At 62.5% G+C, this 23,954-nt stretch carries 13 protein-coding genes and 1 pseudogene; 4 read left to right on the plus strand and 10 right to left on the minus strand.

Annotated elements, in window-relative coordinates; genetic code table 11:
- Positions 1-4: 4 nt before the first annotated feature.
- Together NMB39_RS16965 and NMB39_RS16970 are read right to left on the minus strand one after the other, a co-directional pair.
- Complete coding sequence (locus NMB39_RS16965) at positions 5-3,169, minus strand: non-ribosomal peptide synthetase (protein WP_494340392.1); 3,165 nt, start codon at positions 3,167-3,169, stop codon at positions 5-7.
- Positions 3,166-13,461: an amino acid adenylation domain-containing protein gene (locus tag NMB39_RS16970; protein WP_494340391.1), complete on the minus strand. Its 10,296-nt coding sequence runs from the start codon at positions 13,459-13,461 to the stop codon at positions 3,166-3,168. Before NMB39_RS16970 ends, NMB39_RS16965 begins: the two co-directional genes overlap by 4 nt.
- A 210-nt stretch (positions 13,462-13,671) precedes the next feature.
- Here NMB39_RS16970 and NMB39_RS16975 point away from each other — a divergent pair.
- Positions 13,672-13,922 (plus strand): annotated as a pseudogene (locus tag NMB39_RS16975) (type II toxin-antitoxin system HicA family toxin).
- A complete protein-coding gene (locus NMB39_RS16980) occupies positions 13,919-14,284 on the plus strand; it encodes a type II toxin-antitoxin system HicB family antitoxin (protein ID WP_057022619.1) in 366 nt (121 codons plus the stop codon). The pseudogene NMB39_RS16975 and the gene NMB39_RS16980 overlap by 4 nt, the downstream one beginning before the upstream one ends.
- Here NMB39_RS16980 and NMB39_RS16985 read toward each other — a convergent pair whose 3' ends face one another.
- The gene (locus NMB39_RS16985; RefSeq protein WP_494340390.1) at positions 14,285-15,457 is read right to left on the minus strand and encodes an MFS transporter; all 1,173 of its coding nucleotides are present in this window, start codon (positions 15,455-15,457) and stop codon (positions 14,285-14,287) included. It abuts the gene before it with no gap.
- Positions 15,458-15,588: 131 nt separating this feature from the next.
- Here NMB39_RS16985 and NMB39_RS16990 point away from each other — a divergent pair, with 131 nt between their 5' ends.
- A complete protein-coding gene (locus tag NMB39_RS16990) occupies positions 15,589-16,176 on the plus strand; it encodes a TetR/AcrR family transcriptional regulator (RefSeq protein WP_057022621.1) in 588 nt (195 codons plus the stop codon).
- Here the strand turns inward: NMB39_RS16990 and NMB39_RS16995 are convergent.
- The 5 genes from NMB39_RS16995 to NMB39_RS17015 all read right to left on the minus strand — a co-directional run bounded on the left by NMB39_RS16995 (position 16,160) and on the right by NMB39_RS17015 (position 20,948).
- A complete protein-coding gene (locus NMB39_RS16995; protein ID WP_057022622.1) occupies positions 16,160-17,515 on the minus strand; it encodes an MATE family efflux transporter in 1,356 nt (451 codons plus the stop codon). The genes NMB39_RS16990 and NMB39_RS16995 overlap by 17 nt on opposite strands.
- Before the next feature lie 22 nt (positions 17,516-17,537).
- The gene (locus NMB39_RS17000; protein WP_494340389.1) at positions 17,538-18,110 is read right to left on the minus strand and encodes a DUF2239 family protein; all 573 of its coding nucleotides are present in this window, start codon (positions 18,108-18,110) and stop codon (positions 17,538-17,540) included.
- Positions 18,111-18,260: 150 nt separating this feature from the next.
- Complete coding sequence (nadE, locus tag NMB39_RS17005) at positions 18,261-19,070, minus strand: NAD(+) synthase (protein WP_306957722.1); 810 nt, start codon at positions 19,068-19,070, stop codon at positions 18,261-18,263.
- Position 19,071: 1 nt separating this feature from the next.
- A complete protein-coding gene (gene pncB / locus NMB39_RS17010; RefSeq protein ID WP_043049528.1) occupies positions 19,072-20,289 on the minus strand; it encodes a nicotinate phosphoribosyltransferase in 1,218 nt (405 codons plus the stop codon).
- Positions 20,290-20,300: 11 nt separating this feature from the next.
- Positions 20,301-20,948, minus strand: a complete 648-nt coding sequence (locus tag NMB39_RS17015; protein WP_057022624.1) for a nicotinamidase — start codon at positions 20,946-20,948, stop codon at positions 20,301-20,303.
- Positions 20,949-21,093: 145 nt separating this feature from the next.
- Here NMB39_RS17015 and NMB39_RS17020 point away from each other — a divergent pair, with 145 nt between their 5' ends.
- On the plus strand, positions 21,094-21,786 hold the full coding sequence (locus tag NMB39_RS17020; RefSeq protein WP_198721308.1) for an NUDIX hydrolase: 693 nt from the start codon (positions 21,094-21,096) through the stop codon (positions 21,784-21,786).
- A gap of 39 nt (positions 21,787-21,825) precedes the next feature.
- Here NMB39_RS17020 and NMB39_RS17025 read toward each other — a convergent pair whose 3' ends face one another.
- Positions 21,826-22,599, minus strand: coding sequence for an L-iditol 2-dehydrogenase (locus NMB39_RS17025; protein ID WP_057022626.1), 774 nt, complete (start codon positions 22,597-22,599; stop codon positions 21,826-21,828).
- Between the two features lie 18 nt (positions 22,600-22,617).
- Positions 22,618-23,928 (minus strand): ABC transporter substrate-binding protein, encoded by a 1,311-nt coding sequence (locus NMB39_RS17030; protein WP_057022627.1) that lies wholly within the window; start codon positions 23,926-23,928, stop codon positions 22,618-22,620.
- Positions 23,929-23,954: the final 26 nt, after the last annotated feature.

Genomic DNA, 23,954 nt, shown 5'->3' on the forward strand with positions numbered 1-23,954 from the left:
GCCACTATCCCTGCTGCATCTGGCGGGCCTTTTCCATCAGCGCCGCCTTCTCTTCAGGGCTCATTGCATCCAGGCGCAAACGTGCCTGGGCGATCTTCTCCAGTTGCCCCGCGACACTTTCACGCTCGCGCAATGCCCGCGCCAGTTCCGCCACGCTGGGGTGATCAAACACCACACCAGGGTGAATCTCGCATTGCAGCAGCTTGCGAATACCCGCGACCAGCTTGATCACCAGCAAGGAATGCCCGCCTGCGCTGAAAAAGTCCTGGTCGATGCTCAACCGCTCCAGTCCGACCAACTGGGCCATGCGGGTGGACAGCAGTTGCTCAAGGGCGTCACGCGGTGCCACGTAGACATGCTGGGACACCACCGGCTGACTGTGTAGCAACGCCTTGCGGTCAACCTTGCCGTTGGGCAGGCGCGGCATGCGCTCCAGGCTCAGTATCTGGCGCGGCACCATGGCCGCCGGCAGGCGTTCAACGAGCTGGGTTTTGAGCTGGGTCAATACCGCCTCATCCGCCGCCACGCGCAGCACCACGAACGCCTGCGGCTCGTCTTGAACCAGCACCACCACGGCCTCACTGACCTGGGGCAAACGCAGCAGTTGCGCCTCTATCTCCGCCAGTTCAATGCGAAAACCACGCACCTTGACCTGCTGATCCCGCCGGCCATACAGCTGCACGCCGCCGCCCACCCGATAACGGGCCAGGTCGCCGCTGCGGTAGAGACGCTCGCCTGCCACCAGCGGGCTGCGGATAAACGCGTCGGCGTCAGCCTCGGCATTCAAATAGCCCCGGCACAACTGGTGGCCACCGATATACAACTCGCCGAGTTCGCCCGGCGCCAGCAATTGCGCGTCAGCGCCGAGTACAAACACCTGGTTGCCCGGCAACACCTGTGTCAGCGGGACGCCCTGGGTCAGGTCGTCACCGGGCAGCACCGGATGCACCATCACCCCCACCGTCGCTTCGGTGGGACCGTAATGGTTGAACAGGCGGCAATCGGGGCGCAATTGCTGAATCCGCTGGATCAGGCTGGCACCGATGGCTTCACCGCCCAGCACCAGGGTCGCGGGTAATACGGGGTTTTCGGCTTCCAGCAAGGCGGCCAGGTGCGAGGGCACGATTTTCAGGCAGTCGATGCGTTGGTCCCGCAAAAACTCGGCAAAGCCCTGCGGGTCTTGCAGGGTCGCATCGTCAGCGATATGCAGGGTCGCACCGTTGTATAACGCACCGAACAAGGTGGTATTGCCCAGGTCCGCCGCGACCGTGGAGCTGAAGGCAAAGTGACGGCAGGCAGACAGACCCAACTGCTGGCTGCTGCCTGCGGTGTAGTTGAGCAACGCGCCATGCTCAACCACCACGCCTTTGGGCTGCCCGGTGGAGCCGGAGGTAAACAGCACATAGGCGGCGTCCCGGGCTTGCACGGATACTTCCGGTGCCAATGGAGCGTCAGCAGTCGACGCGCCAGGGTTCAGGACCTTGAACGAAGCCATCGGCTCGCCCTGGCTCGGCGCTTGTGCCAACAGCACCAGGCTCGCGGCGGCATGCCCGGCGATTTCCGCCTGGCGCGCCGCTGGCCATTGCGGGTCCAGGGGCAGGTAGGCTGCGCCGGCACGCCAGGTGGCGAGCATGGCGACGACCAGGTCGACCGAACGCGGTAACGCCAGGCCGACGATCGACCCGGCCTCCACGCCCTGGCGCTGCAACTCGCCACTCAACTGCGCGGCGCGGGCGTCCAGTTCGGCATAGCTGAGGGTCTGGCCCGCATGCGCCAGGGCGATGGCCTGCGGCGTCTGCTGTGCCCAGGCGGCAATGCGCCGGGGCAACAACGGCGCCTCCAGCGCTTGCACTGGCGGATTGAGTGCCAGCAGCCGGTTTTTTTCGGCAGCATCCAACAGGTTCAAGCGCCCGATGACTGCCTGTGGATTGTCGGCAATGCCATGGAGCAACTGACGGTACTGGGCCAACAGGCTCTCGACTGCTTGGGCGCAGTAGCACGCGGGATTGAAGTCCAGCGACACACCTTGTGGCTCGCCGGCTGCGCCGATGTCCAGCTGCAGTGCCAATTCAAATGACGGCAGGCCGGCTGGCAGGTCGCTGCCGGCCCAAACCAGCCCGGCCACTTCACGCGGCGCCGACACCCGTCGACAGCCAAAACCGATGGCTGGCCTGGCCTGCTGCGGGAACGCCACGGGCGCCCAGTATTCCTGCCAGGTTCGGTGCTGGTCCAACTGTGCCGCCAAGCTCGCAGCCAGGTCGCCGAAGGTGCTGGCCGGGTCGATACGAATCGCCAAGGGCAAGGTTTTCTCGAACAGGCCCAGGCTATGCTCAAAGAATTCATAATCCTGGCGTGCGTCATGCCGCCAGCCCGCCAGGAATGTTTCGCGACCGCTGATGCGGGCCAACAGCACCCACCAGGCCGTTTGCATCACCACGTCCAGCGCCAGTCCCGACGCTTGCAGGCGAGTCAACAGGGCTTGGTCCAGTGGCACGCTTAAACGCTCCGCGGGGGCGGTGCCGCCGCCGGTCAGCCGATAAGGCAAGTCCGGGCCGCCGAGCACCGGCTCGGTGGCTTGCACATGCTGCTGCCAGTAGGCTTTGGCCGCGTCGGCGTCTTCGTCGAAGATCACCTCGCTGCGCCATTCCAGGTACTGCGAAAACTGCCCCGGCTCCTCCTCTTCAAATTCTTGCTGCCCATAGGCCGCCAGCAGCTCCTGCTGGATCAGGGCCAAGGTCGCGGCATCGGTCGCGTAACGTGCGACGCCCACCAGTAGTTGCCAGTGGTCCGCTTCCAGACGCTGCAACAGCGCGCCGATCACCGGCAACGGTTGCTGCAACCATTGTTGCCGACGCTCACTCACCTGTTGGGGCGACGCCACGTCGGGCCACTGGGTAAAGCTCACCGCCTCAGCCGCCGCTACTCGCTGGCGCAGCCCGTGGTAGCCGCTGACCGGGGTAAATTGCGCCGCCAAGGCCTCATGGCGCGACACCAGGCTGTCCAGCGCGCGTTGCAGGCGCAGCGGGTCCAGTTCGCCACGAATGTCCAGTTTCAGGCAGTGAGCCAGTTCGCCCCAGCTCGCCCCTTGCTCCCGGGCGTCCAAGTACTGTTGCTGCTCGGTCAGCAACGCCAATCCTGGGTCCATCATTCCCTGTTGTGCAGTACTCATGCTCCGGCCTCTTCCTTTGCGGTCTCGCTGTGCGCGGCTTGCAGCGCGCTTCGTTCAATCATTTCACCCATCGCCACGACAATCTTGCGCGGCCCTTCGAAGGGGTCGCGAGCGTGGGCAGCCAACATGTTGTCGAGCAGGATCACGTCGCCCTTTTGCCAGTCGAACCGCACCGCGCAGGCCTCGTACAACTCGCCCACCAGCGCCATGACTTCGTCTTCAATCGGCGAACCATCGCCGTAGTACACGTGACGCGGCATGCGCTGCTCACCGAACAATGCGAGCAAGTCCTCGCGGACATCCGGGTCCAGGCAGAAGATGTGATGCAGTTGAACCTGGTTGAAGAAGGTTTTTTCCCCCGTCACCGGGTGCCGGATGATCGCCGGGCACGGTGTGCGGATTTGCAGTTCATCGTTGTCCAGCCAGGTCCATTCAATGCCCGCAGCCCGGCAACGCGCCTCGACATCGGCACGTACATCGGTCTTGAAGAAGTGCTGCCAGGAAACGTCCAGCTTGTCGGCAAAGGTGCGTACGTACAGCAAGCCCTTGTCTTCGAAGCGCTCGCGAATCGCCACCGGCAGCTTGAGGTACATCTGCCGGCAATCCACCACCGGAGTGGCGCCGCCCACAGGCGAGGGTTGCTCGCAGAAGAACAGCTGCTTGCGCGGCCAGCGGTCCTGATGGGAGCTTTCGTTATGGAACAGGATCATTTTCTTTTCAGGGTACGGCGTTGAACGGTAGGTGTTCTTGCCGCCCTCCTTTTTCGGCAAGTCGCCGTATTGGCCGTACAACCCCGGTTGTACGGCTTCGGCAAACGCTTCGAAGTCATGAATGTCGCGCAGGGCAAAGCCGCGAAACAGAATCCCCGCATGACGAGCCAGTTTGGCTTCCACCAACGCCCGGTTTTCCTTGATCCAGGCCACCAGGTCCAGGCCCGGATCGGTAGGTTCCATCAGCAAGGGGAAGTCCTGCTCCGGGACCAGCAGCGTTTCACGCACCAGTGCGCCGGCAGGCTTGTCGGTGCGGCTTTGCGACTTTTTCAGGAACTTGCCCAGCTTGTCGGCCTTGATGGCTGGCGGTACGGGCGTGATGGGTTGCTCCAGGGTATTGGTAGGCATGGTGATGTCCCCTAATTGAATGTTCGGATCACACACAATCTGCTCAAGAATTCCTGTCCAGGCGTTGACGAATGACTCAATGCGTTGTTGTTCAAACAGGTCACTGGCGTACTGCCAGGTCCCGTGCAGATGGCCGGCATCTTCATCGATGAACAGGGCCATATCGAACTTGGAATAACCGCCACGGGTCGGCAGCACCTGCACGTCTATACCGTCGATCTGGCCGCCCTGCACGGGCAGGTTGTTCATGACGAACAGCACCTGTACCAGTGGGTTGAAACCCCGCTGGCGCGGACGCGACGAGGCTTCGACGATCATGTCGAACGGCAGGTCTTGATGTTCGAAGGCATCCAGCGCAGTGCCCTGGGTGTTGGCCAGGAAAGTGTTGAACGGTTGTTGCGCCGCAAAGCTGGAACGCAACGGCAGAATGTTCACGAAGAAACCGATCAGGCCTTCCAGCTCGGGCTGCTGGCGCCCGGCAACGTCGGCACCGACCAGCACGTCGTCGCAACCGCTGAGCCGGTGCAGCATGACCTGGAACGCTGCCAGCATGGTGCTGTAGAGGGTGACGCCGGCTTTGGCCGAGAGTGCCTTCAAACCGTCATGCAGGGCGGTGGGCAGCGTAAAGGCCAGGTCCCGGCCTTCGTAGGTGGGTGCCTGGGGTCGAACTTTATCGGTGGGCAGTTGCAAAACACCGCTGTGACCGGCCAGCGCCTGCTCCCAGTAGTGCGCCTGGGCGGCCAGTACGCCGGTTTCTTGCAGCTGCTGTTGCCACAGGGCGTAATCGGAATACTGGATCGGCAAGGGCGGCAGCGGCTCAAGCACACCGGCCTTGGCGCGCGCATAAATGCCCACCAGTTCATTGACCAGCACGGCCATCGACCAGCCATCGGAGATGATGTGGTGCGTCGAATACAGCAATACGTGTTCAGTGGGGCCCAGCTTGAGCACTTGCCCGCGCAACAACGGCGCCTGCAACAGGCTGATGGGCTGGCGGGTATTGGCTTCAACGGCAACCGCGATCCGGCGCTCTTGTTCGGCCGGATCCAGGGACGACAGGTCCACCATCGGCAAGTCGACATCCGCGTGCGCGGCGATGATTGCCAGCGGGTCACCCTCCTCGTCGCTGACGTAGGCCGTGCGCAGGGTTTCGTGACGGGCAACCACTTGCGCCAGGCTGTCAATCAGCAGCGGCAATGACAGTTCGCCGCGCAAGCGCACGGCCAGCGGCATGCCATAGGCGCCACTCGCATCCGAAAGCTGCTCGACCACCCATAGACGGCGTTGCGCCAGGGACAGGATCACACTGGATTTATCACCCTGGGCCACCAGCGGGATCTGCACCTGCGACTCATCCCGCCCGCTCCGGGCAGCCACTATGGCCACAAAGTCGGCCAGGCGCGGTGCGCCGAACAGATCGCGCAGGCTCAGGCTGCAGGACAGCAACGCCTTCAAGCGTGCAACCACTTGGGTGGCCAGCAGCGAGTGCCCACCCAACTCGAAAAAGTGATCGTCCAGCCCGACCTGTTCCAGCTCCAGCACGCTTTGCCAGACACCCGCGACCTGGATTTCCAACGCCGTTCGCGGCGCCACGTAGTGGTTTTGCTGTTGGCTGACATCCGGTTTTGGCAGGGCCTTGCGGTCCAGCTTGCCGTTGGGGCTCAGGGGCAGCGCGTCGAGGAACATCAGCAAGCCCGGCACCATGTAGTCCGGCAGCACCGCCGCCAAGGCCGCCTTGATCGACTGGCGCAACTCAGCTTCCGGCAACGCGGTGGCGTGAGGCACCACATAACCTACCAACTGCAAGCCACTGGCCGCCGGCTGCGCGAGAACGATGGCGTCTCGCACCTGCTCCTGCTCCAGCAACCGGGCCTCGATTTCCCCCAGTTCGATACGGAAACCGCGGATTTTCACCTGATGGTCGATCCGCCCGACATATTCGATCACACCCGAGGCGTTGTAACGCGCCAGGTCGCCAGTACGGTACAAACGCCCGCCATTCTGGCTGAACGGATCGGGCATGAAGCGTTCGGCGGTCAGGTCCGGGCGGTTGAAGTAACCACGGGCCAACAACTCGCCGCCGATCACCAGTTCACCCACCACGCCGATCGGTGCCGGGGCACCGCTGTCATCCAGCAGGTAGATGCTGCGACCGGCCAGGACCTTGCCGATGGGCATGGTCAAGGGTGTGGGGCGGGCGCCGGTCACGTAGTCGGTGCAGTTGAGGGCGGTGACCGTCACCGTGGCTTCGGTGGGGCCATAGGTATTGAGCAGCTTGACGTGCCCAAGGCCGGCCTCGGCCCACGCGGCAAGGCCTTCGGGCGGCATGGCTTCACCGCCGGCGTGGACTTGCTTGAGGCGCCCATAATCGCGCGGACCGGCCGTGGCGAAATCCTTGGCCAGCAGGTTCCAATAGGCGGTGGTGAGGTCGACCACACTGATCTGGTGCTTGATCAGTTCGCGGTAGAAGGTCTCGGTGTCCCAGATCTCGGTGCCGCGCAGCACCACCGAGGCGCCGCAGATCAGCGCCGGGTACAACTGCTCGACGAAGCCGTCGAAGTTGAAGGTGGAAAACTGCAGGATGCGGTCATCGCCCTTGAGGTTGAAAAAATCCAGCGATACATAGGCATGGCGAGTCAGCGACAGCTGGTTGATGCCCACGCCTTTGGGCCGGCCGGTGGAGCCCGAAGTGAACATCACATACGCCAGGTTCTGGGCATGGGCGCGGTTGCTCAGGTTGCTGGCGTCCAGGTCGACCCAGGCCTGGTCCTGGTCCAGGCACAGGTGGTCGACATAGGCGGGAATCGCCAGGCGTTCACGTAAGTGACTCTGGGTCAGCATCAGCCGGGTGCCGCTGTCTTCGATCATGCACAGCAGGCGGTCCTGGGGGTATTCCGGGTCCAGGGGCACGTAGGCGCCGCCGGCCTTGAGCACCGCCAGCAGGCCGATGATCATGTCCAGGCCGCGCTCCACGGCGATCCCCACCAGCACGTCGGGGCCGACGCCCAGGCGCACCAGATGCCGGGCCAGGCGGTTGGCCCGGGCGTTGAGTTCGGCGTAGCTCAACTGACGGTCTTCGAAGAGCAAGGCCGGTGCTGAAGGTTGCTGCGCCACCTGGGCTTCGAACAGTTGATGAACCCGCTGCTCACTGGGGTAGTCGAGAGTGGCGCTGCTCCAGTCATGCACCAGCGACTGGTGCTCCTGGGCGTCCAGCAGGCTGAGTTCCGCCAACGGTAGCTCGGCTGCATCGAGCATATGCTGGAGCAGGTTGCTCAAGTGCGTACCAAGACGCTGCACCGCCGCCGTTGAAAAGTGCCCATGGGCATAGCTGTAATGCAAGGTCAGGGTGTCGCCCAGATTGACCGTCAGGGTCAGCGGATAACTGGTCTGCTCATGGGTGTGCAAGGCCTCGAAGTGCAGGCCGTCGGGGGCGCCGCGTTGCAGCACTTCAGAGACCGGATAGTTTTCGAAGACCAGGATAGTGTCGAACAGTGCCTCGCCACCGCGACCGGCCCAACGCTGGATCTCGTAAAGCGGTGCGTGTTCGTGTTCGCGCAGGCTCAGGTTCAACGCCTGTACGCTTTGCAGCCAACTGCCGAGGCTTTGCTCGGCCTGCGGGGTCGCCACCACCGGCAGGGTGTTGATGAACAGGCCAATCTGTTGCTCGACCCCGGGCAAATGCGCCGGGCGCCCCGCTACCGTGGCACCAAACGCCACCGTGGCCTGAGCGCTGTAGCGTTGCAGCAGCAACAGCCAGGCGGCTTGTACCAAAGTGTTGAGCGTGACTTTCTGCTGACGGGCAAATTCATGCAGCCGCCGGGTCTGCGTGGCGTCCACCACGCAATAGTGTTCGCCATAGGCCGGCCCCGACAGGGCCGGTACCTGCGCCTGGGCCAGGCGGGTCGGCTGTTCCAGGGGCAATAGCTGGGCCTTCCAGAATGCTTCGCTGGCGGCACTGTCCTGCTCTTGCAGCCAGGCAATGTAATCGCGATAGCGGCCCACTGCGGCCGGCGGGTTCTGGCCGCTGTAGCGCTGCAACACTTCGCCGAGCAACTGTGAGTTGCTCCACCCGTCCATCAGGATGTGGTGATGGGTGTAAATCAGATGCCAGTCGCTGTCCGTCAGTTGCACCAGAACCAGGCGCAACAGCGGTGGCCGGGCCAGGTCGAAAGGTTGCTGCGATTGCGCCTGGGCCAGGGCATCAAGGGTCGCCGGCACCGCCTCATGGTAGCGCCAGTCGAGCACGCTGAACGGCAACTGCACCTGGCGATGTACCATTTGCTGGGCCTGCGGCCAGTCGCCAGGCCAGATGAAGCCGGTACGCAGGATGTCCTGGGCGTCGACCGTGGCCTGCCAGGCGGCACGAAAACGTGCGACGTCCAGCCCCTGCACATTGACGCGCATCTGGTTGATGTAATCGCCGGCGTCCTGCTCGTAAAGGCTGTGAAACAGCATGCCCTGCTGCATCGGCGACAAGGGGTACAGGTCTTCGGCCTCGGCGCCTATCTGCGCCAGCGCATCCAGCTGGGACTGGCTGATGCCGGCCAAGGGGAAATCCGACGGCGTCGCCTGCCCGGCTTCAAGCCCGCAGCAATGGGCAATCACCGCCTTGAGTTCGCCAGCATAGTCGTCAGCCAGTTGCTGGATCGTCGCGCACGAAAACATCTCACGGCTGAACCCCCATTGCAGGGACAGTTCGCCGCCGTAAACCTGCCCCTCGACCGTCAGCCAGTTGGCCAGCGGCGCAAGCGGGTCCTGGGCCCGACCGTTGCCTTCGGTGGAAGGCACGAACAGCGCGCCTTCGTCGAACTGGCGGTCGAACTGCCCAAGGTAGTTGAACGTGATGCGCGGCTGGGGCAGCGCCGCCAGGGTCGCGACCACGGATGGCGGGGCCAGGTAGCGCAACACGCCGTAGCCAACGCCTTTGTCCGGCACCGCATGCAGTTGTTCCTTGAGCGTCTTGATCGAGTCTGACAGCGCGTGTGCCGGAGTGAGGTTGACGGGAAACAGACTGGTGAACCAGCCGACGGTGCGGGTCAGGTCCACGCCGTCAAACAGGTCTTCACGCCCATGGCCTTCCAACTGAATCAACGTGCTGGCCTGCCCGCTCCAGCGGCACACCACACGCGCCAGTGCGGTAAGCAGCAGGTCGTTGACCTGGGTGCGATAGGCGGCCGGCGCGAGGGTCAAGAGTTGGCGAGTGGTCTCGGCATCCAGGGTGCAACTGACCTTTTCCTCCAAGTATTGATGCAAGGCACCCTGGGGGTTATCGCAGGGCAAATCCGCGGTCGACGCCTGCCCAAGCTGCGCTTGCCAGCCTTCCAGCTGAGGCAGGAAGCGTGGAACGGCGTCTTGCAGCCGGGCCGTCCAGGCCTGATAGGCGGTGGTCTTGCCCGCCAGTGCTGGCGCTGCCCCCTCGCGCAAGCCGGCGTACAACTGTTGCAAATCGTCCAGCAGGATGCGCCAGGACACCCCGTCCACCACCAGGTGATGGATCACCAACAGCAAGCGCTGGCTGTGATCGGGCATCTGCACCAACAGTGCGCGCAACAACGGGCCGTCTTGCAGGTTGAGGCTGCGCTGGGCCTCATCACACAGCTCAGCCAGGGCTTCGTGACTGTCTACCTGGCGCTGCCACAGCACGGATTCACCCACAGGCTCGCTGTAGTGCTGTTGCCACCCCTCAGCGTTCGCCTGGTAACGTAGGCGCAAGCCGTCATGGTGGTTGACCAGTTGCTGCAACGCGGCGTCCAGGAACGCCGCCACGATTGGCTCGCGTGGTATCAGCAACAACGACTGGTTCCAGTGCTGGCGCTGGGGGATGTCCTGGGCGAAGAACCAGTGCTGCACCGGGCTGAGGATCGCCCGGCCCTGGGCAGCACCCTGGTCGATCGTGGTATGCAGGCGCAGGCTTGCGACTTGCGCCAGGCTACGCAGGGTCTGGTGCTGGAACACATCCTTGGGGCTGAGGTTGATGTCGGCCTGGCGTGCCCGGCTGACCACCTGCATGGACACGATGGAGTCGCCGCCCAGTTCGAAGAAGTTATCGTCCAGCCCCACCCGCTCGACCCCGAGCACCGTTTGCCAGATGGCCGCGAGGGCTTTCTCCGTGTCGCTTTGCGGTCCGACGTGCAGCCGGGCCGATGGTGAGCTGTCGATGGCTGGCAGGGCCTTGCGGTCGAGCTTGCCATTGGGGGTCAGTGGCAAGCGCTCCAGGAACAGCAAATGGTTGGGTACCATGTAAGCCGGCAGCACCTGCTTGAGGGCAGCCTTGAGGGTTTCGCGCAAGGCATCCTGAGCCTTGGCATCCCCCTGCAAACTCGCCTCGGCAGGCACCAGGTACGCCACCAGCTGCTGGCCGACCGGGCTGTCCTGGGCCAGTACTGCCAATTCGCGTATCCCAGGCTGACGCAACAGCTGAGCCTCGATTTCGCCCAGTTCAATACGAAAACCGCGCACCTTGACCTGATGATCGATACGGCCTTGGTACTCAAGCACGCCGCCGTCCTGGTAGCGCACCAGATCGCCGGTGCGGTACAGACGTTCGCCCTGCGTGGAGAACGGGTTGGGCACATAGCGCTCGGCGGTCAGGGCGGCGCGCCCGAGGTAACCACGGGTAATCCCCGCCCCTGCCAGGTAGAGTTCGGCGCAGACACCTTGGGGCACGGCCTGTAGCCGGGCATCGAGCAGGTAGCTCGCGGTATGGCTGACTGGCCGGCCAATGTTCGGGCGACCACCGGCGGTACGCCGGGTATAAGTGGAATAGGTGGTGTCTTCAGAGGGCCCGTAAAGGTCGTAGACATGCTCGACACCAGGCTGTTGATAGAGAGCCTCCACCAACGTCTGTTTCAGCGGTTCGCCGGCCAGGTTGATGATGCGCACGCTGGGAGGAATCTGCCCCGTGCGCTCAAGCGCAGCAATCGCCGATGGCACGGTATTGATCAAGCGCACCCGATCCCGGGCCGGCAGATCCGGCAATTGCAGGGCATTACGGGCAATGATCAGCGAGCCACCGGCGGCCAGGGTCACAAACAGTTCCCACACCGAGAGATCGAAACACACCGACGTCGAGGCCAGCACGCCCTGCACATCTTCACGGCTGTAGACCCGTTGCGACCAGTCGATCAGCGCAATTACGTTACGATGGGCAATCGCCACACCCTTTGGTTTGCCGGTGGAGCCAGAGGTGTAGATCACGTAGGCCAGGTTATCCGCAGTCACCACCGTGACCGGCTCGATCGCAGGCCAGGGCGCCAGCAGCGTTGCCAGGTCATCGAGCAACATCACTTGCGTACCGGGGACCGTCGGCAGGGTTTGCGCCACGGCCTGCTCGGTCAGCAGCAACAAGGCACGGCTGTCTTCGAGCATGTAGGCCACACGCTCGGCCGGGTAGTCCGGGTCGAGCGGTACATACGCACCACCGGCCTTGAGCACCGCCAGCAACGCCACCAGCAATGCCTCGGAACGGGCCATCGCTACGCCGACGCGTACTTCCGGCCCCACGCCATGCTTGACCAGAAGATGCGCCAGTTGATTGGCCTGCCGATCCAGTTGCGCATAGGTCAACTCACACACGCCGAAGGTCACCGCCAGCGCCTGCGGGGTTTGCCGCGCCTGCTCGGCAATGCGCTGGTGGATGCACTGCGCCTGGGGGAAGCTGTCGTGGCGGGGGTTCCAGTCATGCACGATGCGCTGGTATTCGTCCTCGTCCAGCAACGGCAAATCGCCAATGGCCTGTCGGGAGTCGGCCGCCATGCCCTGTAACAGCCGCAACCAGTGGCGCGCCATACGCTCGATGGTGGCAGGCTCGAACAGGTCATCGGCGTAGGTCAGCGCGGCATGCAGGGTGCCGGACTGCTCATAGGTATCCAGTGTCAGGTCAAATTGCGTGGTGCGGCCTTGACGCTGCACCAGGCTCAGTTCCAGGCCCGATGCGGTGCTGACCGTGGAAATATCCGCCACCTGAGGCTGGTGGTTGTACATCACCTGGAACAGCGGGGTGTGGCTCAGGCTGCGCTCGATATTCAGCGCTTCAACCAGCCGTTCGAAGGGCAGATCCTGATGCGCCTGGGCACCGAGGGCCGCTTCCTTGATGGTCGCGAGCAGTTGGTCGACAGGGGTTTGCCCGTTCAATTCAGTGCGCAGTACCTGGGTGTTGACGAAGAAACCAATCAAACCCTCGACTTCACTGCGGTTACGGTTGGCAATCGGCACGCCGACGCGGATATCGCCCTGGCCGGTGTAACGATGCAGCAGCACATTAAAGGCACCCAGCAGCAGCATGAACAGGGTGACGTTGTGTTTTTGCGCGCAACTGCGCAGTTGCGCAGCCAGCGCCGGATCAATCGCGAAGTTATGCCGCGTGCCCTGGTAGCTGGGCATCGCCGGGCGCGGATGATCGGTGGGCAGCTCCAGTACCGGATGCTCATTGCCCAGGCGCGCCTGCCAGTATTCCAACTGGCGCGCCTGCTCGCCCGCTTCCAGCCAGCGTCGCTGCCACAGCGCGTAGTCGCTGTACTGGATCGGCAGCTCGGGCAGTTGCGGCGTTTCGTTGCGCTCATGGGCGTCATAGCAACGAATGAACTCGTCGATCAGCACATTCATCGACCAACCGTCGGAGACGATGTGGTGCAGCGTCAGCAGCAGCACGTGTTCCTGATCGTCGAGTTTGAGTAATTGCACGCGCAGCAGCGGGCCGTGTTCCAAGTCGAATGGCAACAAGGATTGGCGGTTAGCGGCATCGTTGACGGCCTGCTCGCGCTCGGCGGCGGGCAAGGCGCTGACGTCCAGTTGCTCGACCGCAAGCGACGGCTCTATCGCCACCTGCACCAGACGCTCATCGGCCTGGCGCTGGAACACGGTGCGCAGGGTTTCGTGACGCGCCACCAGGCTGGCGAACGCTTGTTCCATCGCTGTCAGGTTCAGCGCGCCGATCAAGCGCACCGCGCCGGGCAGATTGTAGGCGCCGCTGGCCGGGTCCAATTGCCACAGAAACCACATGCGCTGCTGTGCGTAGGACAGCGCCTGGCGGTCCTGCACCTCTACCCCTGCCGGAATCGGAAACCGGGAAAACTCCACGCCTTCTTTCTGCAAGGCTTGCAGGAACAGCTGGCGTTTTTCCAGAGGCAGCCCGATAAACCGGCGAGCAAGTTTCAAGGAGTCTTCAGCATTCATTTCTTCGAATCCGGGGCAATAGGCGGGAAGCACAAAGGCACGTCGTCCCTATAAAACGAACCGGAAGGGGAAAAATTAGCGCGGGGATGGGTGGCGTCGAGCGAGCTGTCAACAAGGGTTACATCAATTCCAGGCAAGGCACGCGAAGCCAAGCTAGCATTGACGAACACCACTTTTTGCAACTACATTTAGTTACACGCAGGGAGCGCCGTGTCCAAAAATGAAAAGCTGCTCGCCAAACTGCTCAATGAGCACATGGCATTTACCTGGCCCGAGCTCGTCACACTGTTACGACGGCTCGGATACACACAGATTGAAGGGGCCGGAAGCCGGGTCAAATTCGACATCGGCGACCCCAGTGCAATGATCACGTTGCACAGGCCTCACCCCGGCAACGAACTGAAGCACTACATTCGTCGCCAGATATCGAACAATTGAAATCAGGAGAACTGATTCAGTGAACAACCAACTGAAACACAATGGCTATATCGGCTCTATCGAAGCCAGCCTTGAAGACAACTGCCTGTTTGGCAAGGTCCTGTTCATCAAGGCATTAGTGAGCTACGAAGGTAAAACCGTCGCAGAACTGGAAGCCGCCTTCCGTGAAGCGGTGGACGATTACCTCGCGACCTGCCATGCCCTCGGGCAAACGCCGGAGAAGCCTTGCAAAGGTTCATTCAACGTGCGCGTCGGGCATGACCTGCACTTGGCAGCAGCCCTGGCAGCAACCCGTAAGAAAGTGACGTTGAATGATCTGACGCGCCAAGCGTTGAGCGAGTTTCTACAACATCACTATCCAGAGCCATGCCCGGCGATAGGCTGACTAGCCCAACCGTCGGTAACCCAACACCGCCGAGCCCAACACCACTGCCCCCGCCGCCAACGCCACCCAGAATCCGCTGGCGGCTCCAAAATGATCGATCATCCAACCGGAGCTGGCGGCACCGATGGCCACGCCGATGCTCAGGCCGGTGATCAGCCAGGTCATGCCTTCGGTGAGGCGGCTGGGCGGGACGATCTGCTCGACCATGGCCATGGACACGATCAAGGTGGGCGCGAAGAACAGGCCGGAGATAAAAATCGCGGCGGCCAGGCCCGGAATATTGCTCACCAGCAACAAGGGCAAGGTGGTCAGCGCCGTGGCCACGCCGCAGTACAGGAACTGCCGGGGCAACGGTGCCTTGAGTTTGAGGGCGCCAAAGGCCAGCCCGGCCAGGCACGAACCGATGGCGTACACCGACAGCACGATACTCGCCGCCGCCGGCTGGCCTTGATGCTGGGCGAACGCCACGCTGACCACATCCACCACGCCGACGATCACGCCCATGGCCAGAAGCAGGATCATCAGGATCAGCACCGAGGGCGAAGCGATCAGCCAGCGACCGTGCGCATCGTGGTGTGCGTGGACCGGTGGCTCGGTTTGCCGCTGCAATACAAAGGTGGTCACACCTATGGCCAGCAATACTGCCGCCACCAAGGGGCCGGCTTCAGGAAACAGCACTACGCTCAGGCCAACGGAAATGGGCGGGCCAATGATGAAGCACACCTCATCGAGCACCGACTCCAGGGCAAATGCGGTCTGCAGCCTGGGCTGGCCGCGGTACAGCTCGGTCCAGCGTGCCCGCACCATGGCGGACATGTTCGGCATGCAACCGGCCAGCGCGGCAAACAGGAACAGCGTCCAATTCGGCGCCTGCAAGCGCGTACACAGCAGCACCATGAACAACGCCCCGCCGCCGATCAAAGCGGCAATCGGCAATACCTTGCCCTGGCCGTAGCGGTCCACCCAACGTGAAACTTGCGGCGCGCAGAACGCCGTAGCCAGGGCAAAGACCGCCGCCACCGAACCGGCCAGGCCATAGCCGCCATGTACCTGGGACAACATGGTGATCAGGCCGATGCCGGTCATCGATATCGGCATGCGCGCCAGCATGCCGGCGAGCACAAAGGCTCGGGCACCGGGGACCTGGAATAATTCGGCGTAAGGGTTTGCCATCCTGCTTGACCTCTTGCTTGAAGCCCCGGGCTTGCTATCTGAAGCGATCAGGGCAAAATACATACGGTGCGTATGTGGCAGATCATGCTTTGCATACGCAGCGTATGTCAATCACCCAGCGAGAGACTTCCATGAGCCGAGCCCGTGCCGAAATGATCGAAGCCACCCGCGCCCGCCTTATAGCCAGCGCGCGCCGAGCCTTCGCCACCCAAGGCTATGCCAATACTTCGATGGATGGCTTCACCGCCCAAGCCGGGCTGACACGCGGTGCGTTGTACCATCACTTTGGTGACAAAAAAGGCTTGCTGGCGGCCGTAGTCGCCCAGCTCGACAGCGAGATGGACGAGCGCTTGCAGCGCATCTCGGAGCAGGCCGCAGAACCCTGGAGCGGTTTTTGCGAACGCTGCCGAGCCTATCTGCGCATGGCCCAGGACCCTGAAATCCAGCGCATCGTGTTGCAGGATGCGCCGGCGGTGCTGGGCAATACCGGCCCCCAACAACATTGCGTTGAATCATTGCGCCAATTGCTGGAGGCATTGATGCAGGCCGGGTTGATTCCTAAGGCCCCCAGCCAAGCACTGGCGCAGATGATCAACGGCAGCCTGGTCAATACCGCGTTGTGGATTGCCCGGGATGACCACCCGGGCATGCGGCTGGAAGAAGCCTTGCAGAGCCTGGAGCTACTCTTGCGCGGGCTGAGCCTCAAACCAAGCGCTTGATCTGCTTATGCCGCCACACCAGCCGGTAGTACAGAGTCTGCAGCACCAGCATCGCCAGGTAGGTCACCGGGAAGGCCATCCACACCCCTTCCAGCCCGAAGTGGGCGTTGAACAGGTAAGCCATCGGCAGTTCCACGCAGAGCACGCAAAATATCGAGATCGCCACCGGCATCAGCACCACGCCACTGGCGCGCATGATGCCGCCGATCACCGCCTGGAACCCGAACACCAGGATGCTCCAGAGCATGATGTGCAGCAGGTGTTCGGCCCTGACCCGCGCGCTGTCGTCGGTGATGAACAGCCCCAGCAGCCAGTGCGACAAAGCGTAGCCGAGCACGATCAGGGCACCGGTCAGGCACAGGTTGATCACCAACCCGGTGCGCAGGATCGGCCCGATGCGCTCCAGGCGCCCGGCGCCAATCGCCTGGGCACCGAGGATCGACGCAGTGATCGCGATCGACAGCGCCGGGAACTGCACATAGTTGACGATCTGCGTCACCGCGCCATAGGCCGCCGTGGCCTGGGAGCCGTGGCCGTTGACCAGGGCCAGGATGACCAATTCCGACAACGACAACACCACCATCTGCAAGCCCGTCGGCAGGCCGATGCGCAGGACCTTGCCGAGGATCACGCGGTCCAGGCGCAAGGCCGCGAGCAATTCACGATCCGGCGCCATCACATGGTTTTTATGCCGCAGGCGCAGGACCAGGAACAGCATCGCCAAGGCATTACCCACCAACCCTGCGTACACCGCACTCTGGATGCCCATGGGCGGCAGGCCGATCCAGCCACGAATCAGCGCCGGGGTCAGCACCAAGCCCACCAAGGTCGAGACCATCAACGCCAGCAGCGGCGAAATCGTGTCGCTCACCCCGCGCAGCAATTGGGTATAGAGGATGAAGACCAGCAACAATGGCATGATCAACATCATCATCTGGGCGTAACCCACCGCATCGTCGAGCACATCCAGCGGCGTACCCAATGCCTGCAAGGCCGGACGCGCAAACAGGCTGCCCAGTACCGCAGCGATCAGGCCCACCAGCGCGCCCAACGTGAGGGTGGCGCCGGTAATCACTTTGACCAGTCCCGTCTCCTGGGCGCCCCACGCCTGGCCGATCAATACCGAAGCGCCCGCCCCCAGGCCGATCACCAGGGCGATAAAGAAAAACACGATGGGGAACATGCCCGATACCGCCGCCAGCGCCTGGGTGCCGAGCATTTGCCCGACATAGATGCCGTTGAGGGTGCCGGAAAAGCTCTGCAGAAAATTGGACAGCACCATGGGTGCCAGAAAGATCAGGTAGATCTGCCACAACGGCCGTTGCTGGGTAACTTCCATGCTGGTTCGAGTCCCGGAGTGATTAGGCTGGGAAGGCATTGCGCGACAGCCAGCCCAGGTACGTCTGCACGTCCACCGGCCAGCGCGCGATGCTGTGCGAGAAGCCGGCCCTGTCCTGGGCAAACAGCGCGCGCGAGGCGTCTTCAAAGCCCGGCAGGTTGCCGCCAATGGCGCTCATGAAGCGATAGCTGGCCTCCTTGGCCTGGCGCAGTTGATCAACACTGGCGTGGGCCGTGCGCGCTTCATCCACCAACCGACGCAGCGCAGCCGACGCACCGCCGCGCTGCTGGCCGAGCCACTCCCAATGACGTGGCAGCAAGGTGACTTCGCGGGCGATCACACCTAATTTCGGTCGGCCCACCGAGGGCATGGCAGGTGGCTCGTCGTCGCTTTCGACCGGGGCCGGAGGCTGCGGCGCGTAGCCTGCTGGCCACGGATAATCGACCTGCATGCCCGTGGTGTCATCGAAGACCAGGAAGCTACCAGCGGGCAACGCCTGAGTGGACAGGGCCTCGGCCACATCGGCATAGGTGCCGGCGGCGATGCGTTGATGCCCTGCGAAAGCGGTGCATAGGGAAAGGTTTTGCGTAGGCATGAATTATTACCCGGGTGTTATTTGTTTTACCCGGGTTATATTAGACTGAATTGGCCGACTTGCAAGAATCTTTTGCAAGCGCTACCTCTTGACTGACCGGCTTCAGGGCAAGCCCCCTCCTGCAGATCCAGGCTGCGTAGACATCTTTGCCTAAAGGGGCACGATGGGCAGCGCGCGCTTGTGCGCGGTCTTGCTGTAGGCGCTCTCTACAATCGTTCTTACGTGCTCACTCACAGGCTCGCCCATCAGATACGCGTCGATGTCGTCATAGGTACAGCCGTAGGCGACTTCGTCCAGCTTGCCCGGCGCCAGTTCTTCGAGGTCGGCGGTCGGGGCTTTTTTGACCAGGTTGTCGGGGGCGCCCAGTGCGGTGCCGAGCAGGCGTACCTGGGTTTTGGTCAGGCCGGAGAGCGGTGCCAGGTCGCAGGCGCCGTCGCCAAATTTGGTGAAGAAGCCCATCAGCGCTTCAGCGCCTTGGTCGGTACCGACCACCAGGCCGTTTTGCAGATTGGCGACGGCATATTGCGCAATCATTCGCGTGCGCGCCTTGACGTTGCCTTTGATGAAGTCCACGCGTTCGGCATCGACCTCGCCGGCAGGCAGGCTGCTCATCAAGCCATCGACACTGGCGGCGATGTTTAGGGTATCGATCTGGTCCGGGCGTATAAAGTCCAGGGACGCGGTAGCATCGTGCTCGTCAGCCTGGCTCTTGTACGGCAGGCGCATGGCGATAAACCGCGCGGCGTAATCCTGCGAGCGCAGCTGCTCGACCGCCAGCTGGCACAGGCGGCCGGCGACCAGCGAGTCGACACCGCCACTGATGCCCAGCACCAGGGCTTTGCAGCCCGAACTGCGCAAGGTGCGCTTGATGAAGTCGACGCGACGTTGGATTTCCTTGGCTTCGCCCCCCTTCACCAACTGCCGATTGATATTCAGTTCCTGTGCGATACGGTCCTGCATGTCACACCTCCACATTGCCGACATTGAATACCTGCGCCGCGTACTGCAAAAACGAGGCGTCTTCGCAAACGTTCTTGACCGGGTCATCGGAGAACTTCACCACCGGTTCGCCGTGGACCCGCACCAGTTTCATCACGATGCTCAGCGGCTCCACACCTTGCACATCACACGCCAGGCTGGTGCCCATGCCAAAGCCGAACCTGGCCTTGCCACGGATGTGGCGCAGGATCGGCAGGCATTTTTCGAAGTTCAAGCCATCGGAGAACATAAGGTCTTTGGTCATGGGGTCGATGCCAAGTTCCTTGTATCTGGCCAGCACCTTGTCGGCCCAGGCGATGGGGTCACCGGAATCCTGGCGCAGGCCGTCGTAGAGCTTGGCGAAGTACAGGTCGAAGTCCTTGAGGAAAAAATCCGTGCTGATGCAGTCGGTCAGGGCAATGCCCAGGCGGCCACGGTACTCGCGCACCCAGTTTTCCAGCGCGGCATTCTGGCTTTCACGCAGGCGCCCCAGCTGCTGGTGTACCATCAGCCATTGGTGGGCCATGGTACCGATCAGCGGCAGGTCGAACTCGTAGGCCAGGTGCGCGTTGCTGGTGCCGACAAACTGGCCGGGAAAGTCGCGACGCATGATGTCTACGACTTCGCGCTGGGCCTTGAACGACAAGCGCCGGCGGGTAGAGAAGTCAGACACGCGCAGGTCGGCCAATTCATCGCGGCTGAGGTTTTTTTCCAGCCAGTCGAATTTCTGGTAGAGCTTGCGGGTGACGTCCTCCAGAGTGACGTCGGGGTATTTGTCACGGTTGCGCAATTCGCTGACCAGGGCCAGGACCGGTTGTTCGAACATGATGCAGTGCAGCATTGGGCCGATTACGCGGATGTTGAGCTGGCCGTCGACCTCACTGACGTGGATATAGCGCAGGTTGAAGCGGAACAGGCCGAGGAAGCGCTCGTAGTCCGGGGTGAGGTATTCGCGAAAACGCGGGTTGAACAAAAAGCGCAGCTCACCTTCGCGCATGTGCAGGCCGGCGAGTTTTTCCAGCTCGTCGCGCAGCTGCGGGATCAGGTGCCCGAGTTTTTCCCTGGAGCGCACGATGAAGTTGTATTCCACATCGACATTGGGGTGCTGGTGCAACACCGCCTGCATCATGGTGAAGGTGTAGTAGTCGGTATCGAGCAGGCCCTGGATCACTGGGGATTGCTTGTCGTATGCACTTTCCATGGTGGGTCTCCTTAACGCGCGGCCATCGCGGCCAGTTCTTCGCGGGTACTGCTGATGACAGCACCGGCCTTGAGCAACTCATTCACGGCCTGTACACCGCCCTCCTCACTGATGCTGCGGCAGGCCGGCAGGTGCAAGACGACTTGCAGGCCAGCCTTGAGCAGTTGCAGTGCGGTGGTCTTGACGCAGTAGTCCAGGGCCAGCCCGCCGACGATCACGCGGGCGACGCCCTGGGCCTTGAGGTACTCGATCACCCCGGTGGACAGCTTGTCGTGCAGGTCGTGGAAACAGGCGCCGTAGGGGTGCAGGTCGGGTTCGACGCCTTTCCAGATGAAGTAGTCGTAGTCATAGGGGCTGGGCAACTCGTCGAGCAAGGTGAAGCCCTCGGTGCCCGGCACGCAGTGGCTGACCCAGGTGACATCGGCGTGGGCCAGGCCGGTGGGTTGCAGCATCTCGCTGTGCTGCGCTACCACCCAGGGCGCGTGGGGCGTGTGGGCGTCCTTGCTGCCGATGCGATGGCCGGCGAGGCTGGCCATGTAGTTGAGCTCGGCACCGATGCGGTCGCCACCGGCCACCGGCAACTCATTGGGGCACAGCGGCGTGAAGCTTTTCTGGGCGTCGACGTCGAATGAAGCGACAGCGGTTTTAGCAAGGGTCATGGCGATTCTCCGGTGGCCTGGAAACAAAAGTACACGTCATGTACTTTCATGGCAAGAAACATTTGTTTATTTAGGCGCAGGTCAGTTCATGACATATCTGTTCGATCCGTTAGACTATGCCGGCCACTGTTGATAAGGACCTGTCATGCCACTTAGCGCCTACCTGCACACCGTCGATCTCTGCGTACTGTGCTACTGCCGTGCCGCTGCAGAATTGAAGCTGCTGCTGAATAAACGCGAAGCCGAGCCGTTCGCCGGGCATTGGGCACTGCCGGGTGTGGTGGTGAACGGCGACGTGCAAGACCTGAGCCTCAAGGATGCGGTGGAACGCTTGCGCGCCAGTGACAAGGTCGGCCTGGACCTGGCCTGGAGCGAACAGGTGGGCACGGTGGGCGACGCGTTTCGCGACCCGCGCTGCTGGTCGTCGTCGACTTACTACCTGGCAATCGTGGCGGATGAAATGGAGCTGGGCGAGAACCAGGGCTGGTTTTCATTGAATGCGGTGGCCGATGGCAGTATCAAGCTGCCATTCGATCACAACAGCATAGTGGCAGCCGTGCATGAGCGGCTGTTGTCGAAGTCGCTGTACAGCAGCTTGCCGCTGATGTTCCTGGGCCATGAATTCAGCGCGCCGGAAGCGACTACGATTTTCTCCCTGGTGCTGGCGCGGCCGGTATTGAAGACCAGTATTCGCCAGCGTCTGTTGAAACTCGTGGAGGCGGGGTATCTGCGCGAGACGGGGCGCAAGAAGAACGGCGAAGGCGGCCGCCCCCAGGCGACGGTGGAAAACTTGAAGCCTGGGGCGGTTTACTTCTTTGATCGAAGCTTTGCTGACTGACGTTCTTGCAAGAACAGCGATGGGTAAATCCGCGGGGCTTTAGTTCATCCAGTTACCGCCATCGACGTTGTAGGTCTGGGCCACCACATAGTCGGCTTCCTTCGATGCCAGGAAGATCGCCATGCCGGTCAGGTCTTCAGCAGTCCCCATCCGCCCAAACGGCACCTCATCCCCTACCCGCTTTTTCTTCTCGCCAGGCGCCAGCCCTTCATGCCTGGCGAACAGCGCATCCACCCCATCCCAGTGCTCGCCGTCCACCACGCCCGGGGCGATGGCATTGACGTTGATGCCCTGCTTGATCAGGTTCAGCCCCGCCGATTGCGTCAGGCTGATCACCGCTGCCTTGGTCGCGCAATAGATCGCCACCAACGGCTCGCCACGCCGCCCCGCCTGGCTGGCCATGTTGATGATCTTGCCGCCATGCCCCTGGCGGATCATCTGCCGGGCGGCGGCCTGCAAGGTGAACAGGGTGCCGGCAACGTTGATCGAGAACAGCCGCTCAAAGCTGTCGCGGGTGATGTCGACGATGGGCGCCAGGTCGAACAGTGCTGCATTGTTGATCAGGATATCCAGCTTGCCGGCATGGGCCACCACCGTGGCGATGGCAGTGTCGATGGATGCCTGGTCGGTGACGTCCATCGCCACCGCATAGGCTTGAGGCCCAAGTTCGGCTGCTGTAGCCCGGGCCCGTTGCAGGTTGATATCGGCAATGGCAACCGTGGCGCCTTCGGCGATGTAGGCCTGGGCAAACGCACGGCCAATGCCCCGCGCCGATCCGGTGATCAGCGCGCTTTTACCTTCGAGTCGTTTCATCGGGATGTCCTGTCAAAGTTATTTCGGGTAGCCGGCGCGTTTCATCTCGCGTTCGGTGCTGGCCTGCGCCTGCTGCAATGCCTGCTCAACCGACATACCTCCGGTGAGCGCCGCCGAGAACAGCTTGCCAACGGAGGTACCGATGGCCTGGAACTCGGGGATGGTCACGTACTGGATGCCCACGTACGGCACGGGTTTGACCGACGGGTGTGCGGGGTCGGCGTGCTTCATCATCTCCAGGGTCACCTGGGCAAACGGTGCAGCCTGCAGGTACGCCGCGCTGTAGGTGGACTGGCGGGTGCCTGGCGGTACGTTGGTGACACCTTCTTTCTCGGCGACCAGCTGGATGTAGGCCTTGGATGTCGCCCAACTGATAAACGCCTTGGCGGCATCCTTGTGCTTGGAGGTGGCCGGGATCGCCAGGGACCAGGCATAGAGCCAGGACGAGCCCTTGTCGGTGACTTCGGTGGGGGCTGCGGCGAAGCCTACGCGGTCGGCGACTTTGCTCTGGCTGGTGTCGGTGGTGAAGGAGCCGGCGACGCTGGCGTCCACCCAGATCGCACACTTGCCGCTGTTGAACAGCGCCAGGGTCTCGTTAAAGCCGTTGCTGGAAGCGCCCGGCGGACCGTATTGCTTAAGGGTGTTGACGTAGAAGTTGGCGGCCGCGGTCCATTCGGGGCTGGTCAGCTCGGGCTTCCACTGCTCGTCGAACCAGCGCGCGCCAAACGCATTGGCCATGGTGCTCAGCAATGCGATGTTTTCGCCCCAACCGGCCTTGCCACGCAGGCACAGGCCGTACTGGTCTTTGTCCTTGGCGGTGAGTTTGGCAGCGAATTCACCCAGTTCGGTCCAGGTCGGATGTGAGGGCATGCTCAGGCCGGCTTGCTTGAACAGGTCGGTGCGGTAGTAGGTGACGGTGCTTTCGCCGTAGAACGGCAAGGCATACAGGGTATTGTTGACGGACAGGCCCTGGCGTACCGAGGGGAAGATATCCTCGATGTCATAGTCGGCCGGTAGTTGGGTCAGCGGCTCCAGCCAGTGCTTGGCGCCCCACAACGGGGTTTCGTAGGTGCCGATGGTGAGCACGTCGAACTGCCCGCCCTGGGTGGCGATATCGGTGGTGAGGCGCTGGCGCAGCACATTTTCTTCCAGCACCACCCACTTGAGCTGGATATCCGGGTGCTGCGTTTCGAATACCTTGGATAGACGTTGCATACGGATCATGTCGCTGTTGTTGACCGTGGCGATGGTGACGGTTTCAGCGGCATGGCTGGGTATGGCCAGGGCCAGGCCGGTCAGCAGGAACAGTGCTTGCGGTAGCTTGAGCATGGCGGTTTCCACCTGTTGTTTTTGTT

The sequence above is a fragment of the Pseudomonas sp. FBCC-B545 genome (assembly GCF_059134095.1).

Coding starts and splice junctions, on each gene's coding strand:
- NMB39_RS16965 (WP_494340392.1), bottom strand. CDS start 3,169: ATGAGTACTGCACAACAGGGAATGATGGACCCAGGATTGGCGTTGCTG.
- NMB39_RS16970 (WP_494340391.1), bottom strand. CDS start 13,461: ATGAATGCTGAAGACTCCTTGAAACTTGCTCGCCGGTTTATCGGGCTG.
- NMB39_RS16985 (WP_494340390.1), bottom strand. CDS start 15,457: ATGGCAAACCCTTACGCCGAATTATTCCAGGTCCCCGGTGCCCGAGCC.
- NMB39_RS16990 (WP_057022621.1), top strand. CDS start 15,589: ATGAGCCGAGCCCGTGCCGAAATGATCGAAGCCACCCGCGCCCGCCTT.
- NMB39_RS16995 (WP_057022622.1), bottom strand. CDS start 17,515: ATGGAAGTTACCCAGCAACGGCCGTTGTGGCAGATCTACCTGATCTTT.
- NMB39_RS17000 (WP_494340389.1), bottom strand. CDS start 18,110: ATGCCTACGCAAAACCTTTCCCTATGCACCGCTTTCGCAGGGCATCAA.
- nadE (WP_306957722.1), bottom strand. CDS start 19,070: ATGCAGGACCGTATCGCACAGGAACTGAATATCAATCGGCAGTTGGTG.
- pncB (WP_043049528.1), bottom strand. CDS start 20,289: ATGGAAAGTGCATACGACAAGCAATCCCCAGTGATCCAGGGCCTGCTC.
- NMB39_RS17015 (WP_057022624.1), bottom strand. CDS start 20,948: ATGACCCTTGCTAAAACCGCTGTCGCTTCATTCGACGTCGACGCCCAG.
- NMB39_RS17020 (WP_198721308.1), top strand. CDS start 21,094: ATGCCACTTAGCGCCTACCTGCACACCGTCGATCTCTGCGTACTGTGC.
- NMB39_RS17025 (WP_057022626.1), bottom strand. CDS start 22,599: ATGAAACGACTCGAAGGTAAAAGCGCGCTGATCACCGGATCGGCGCGG.
- NMB39_RS17030 (WP_057022627.1), bottom strand. CDS start 23,928: ATGCTCAAGCTACCGCAAGCACTGTTCCTGCTGACCGGCCTGGCCCTG.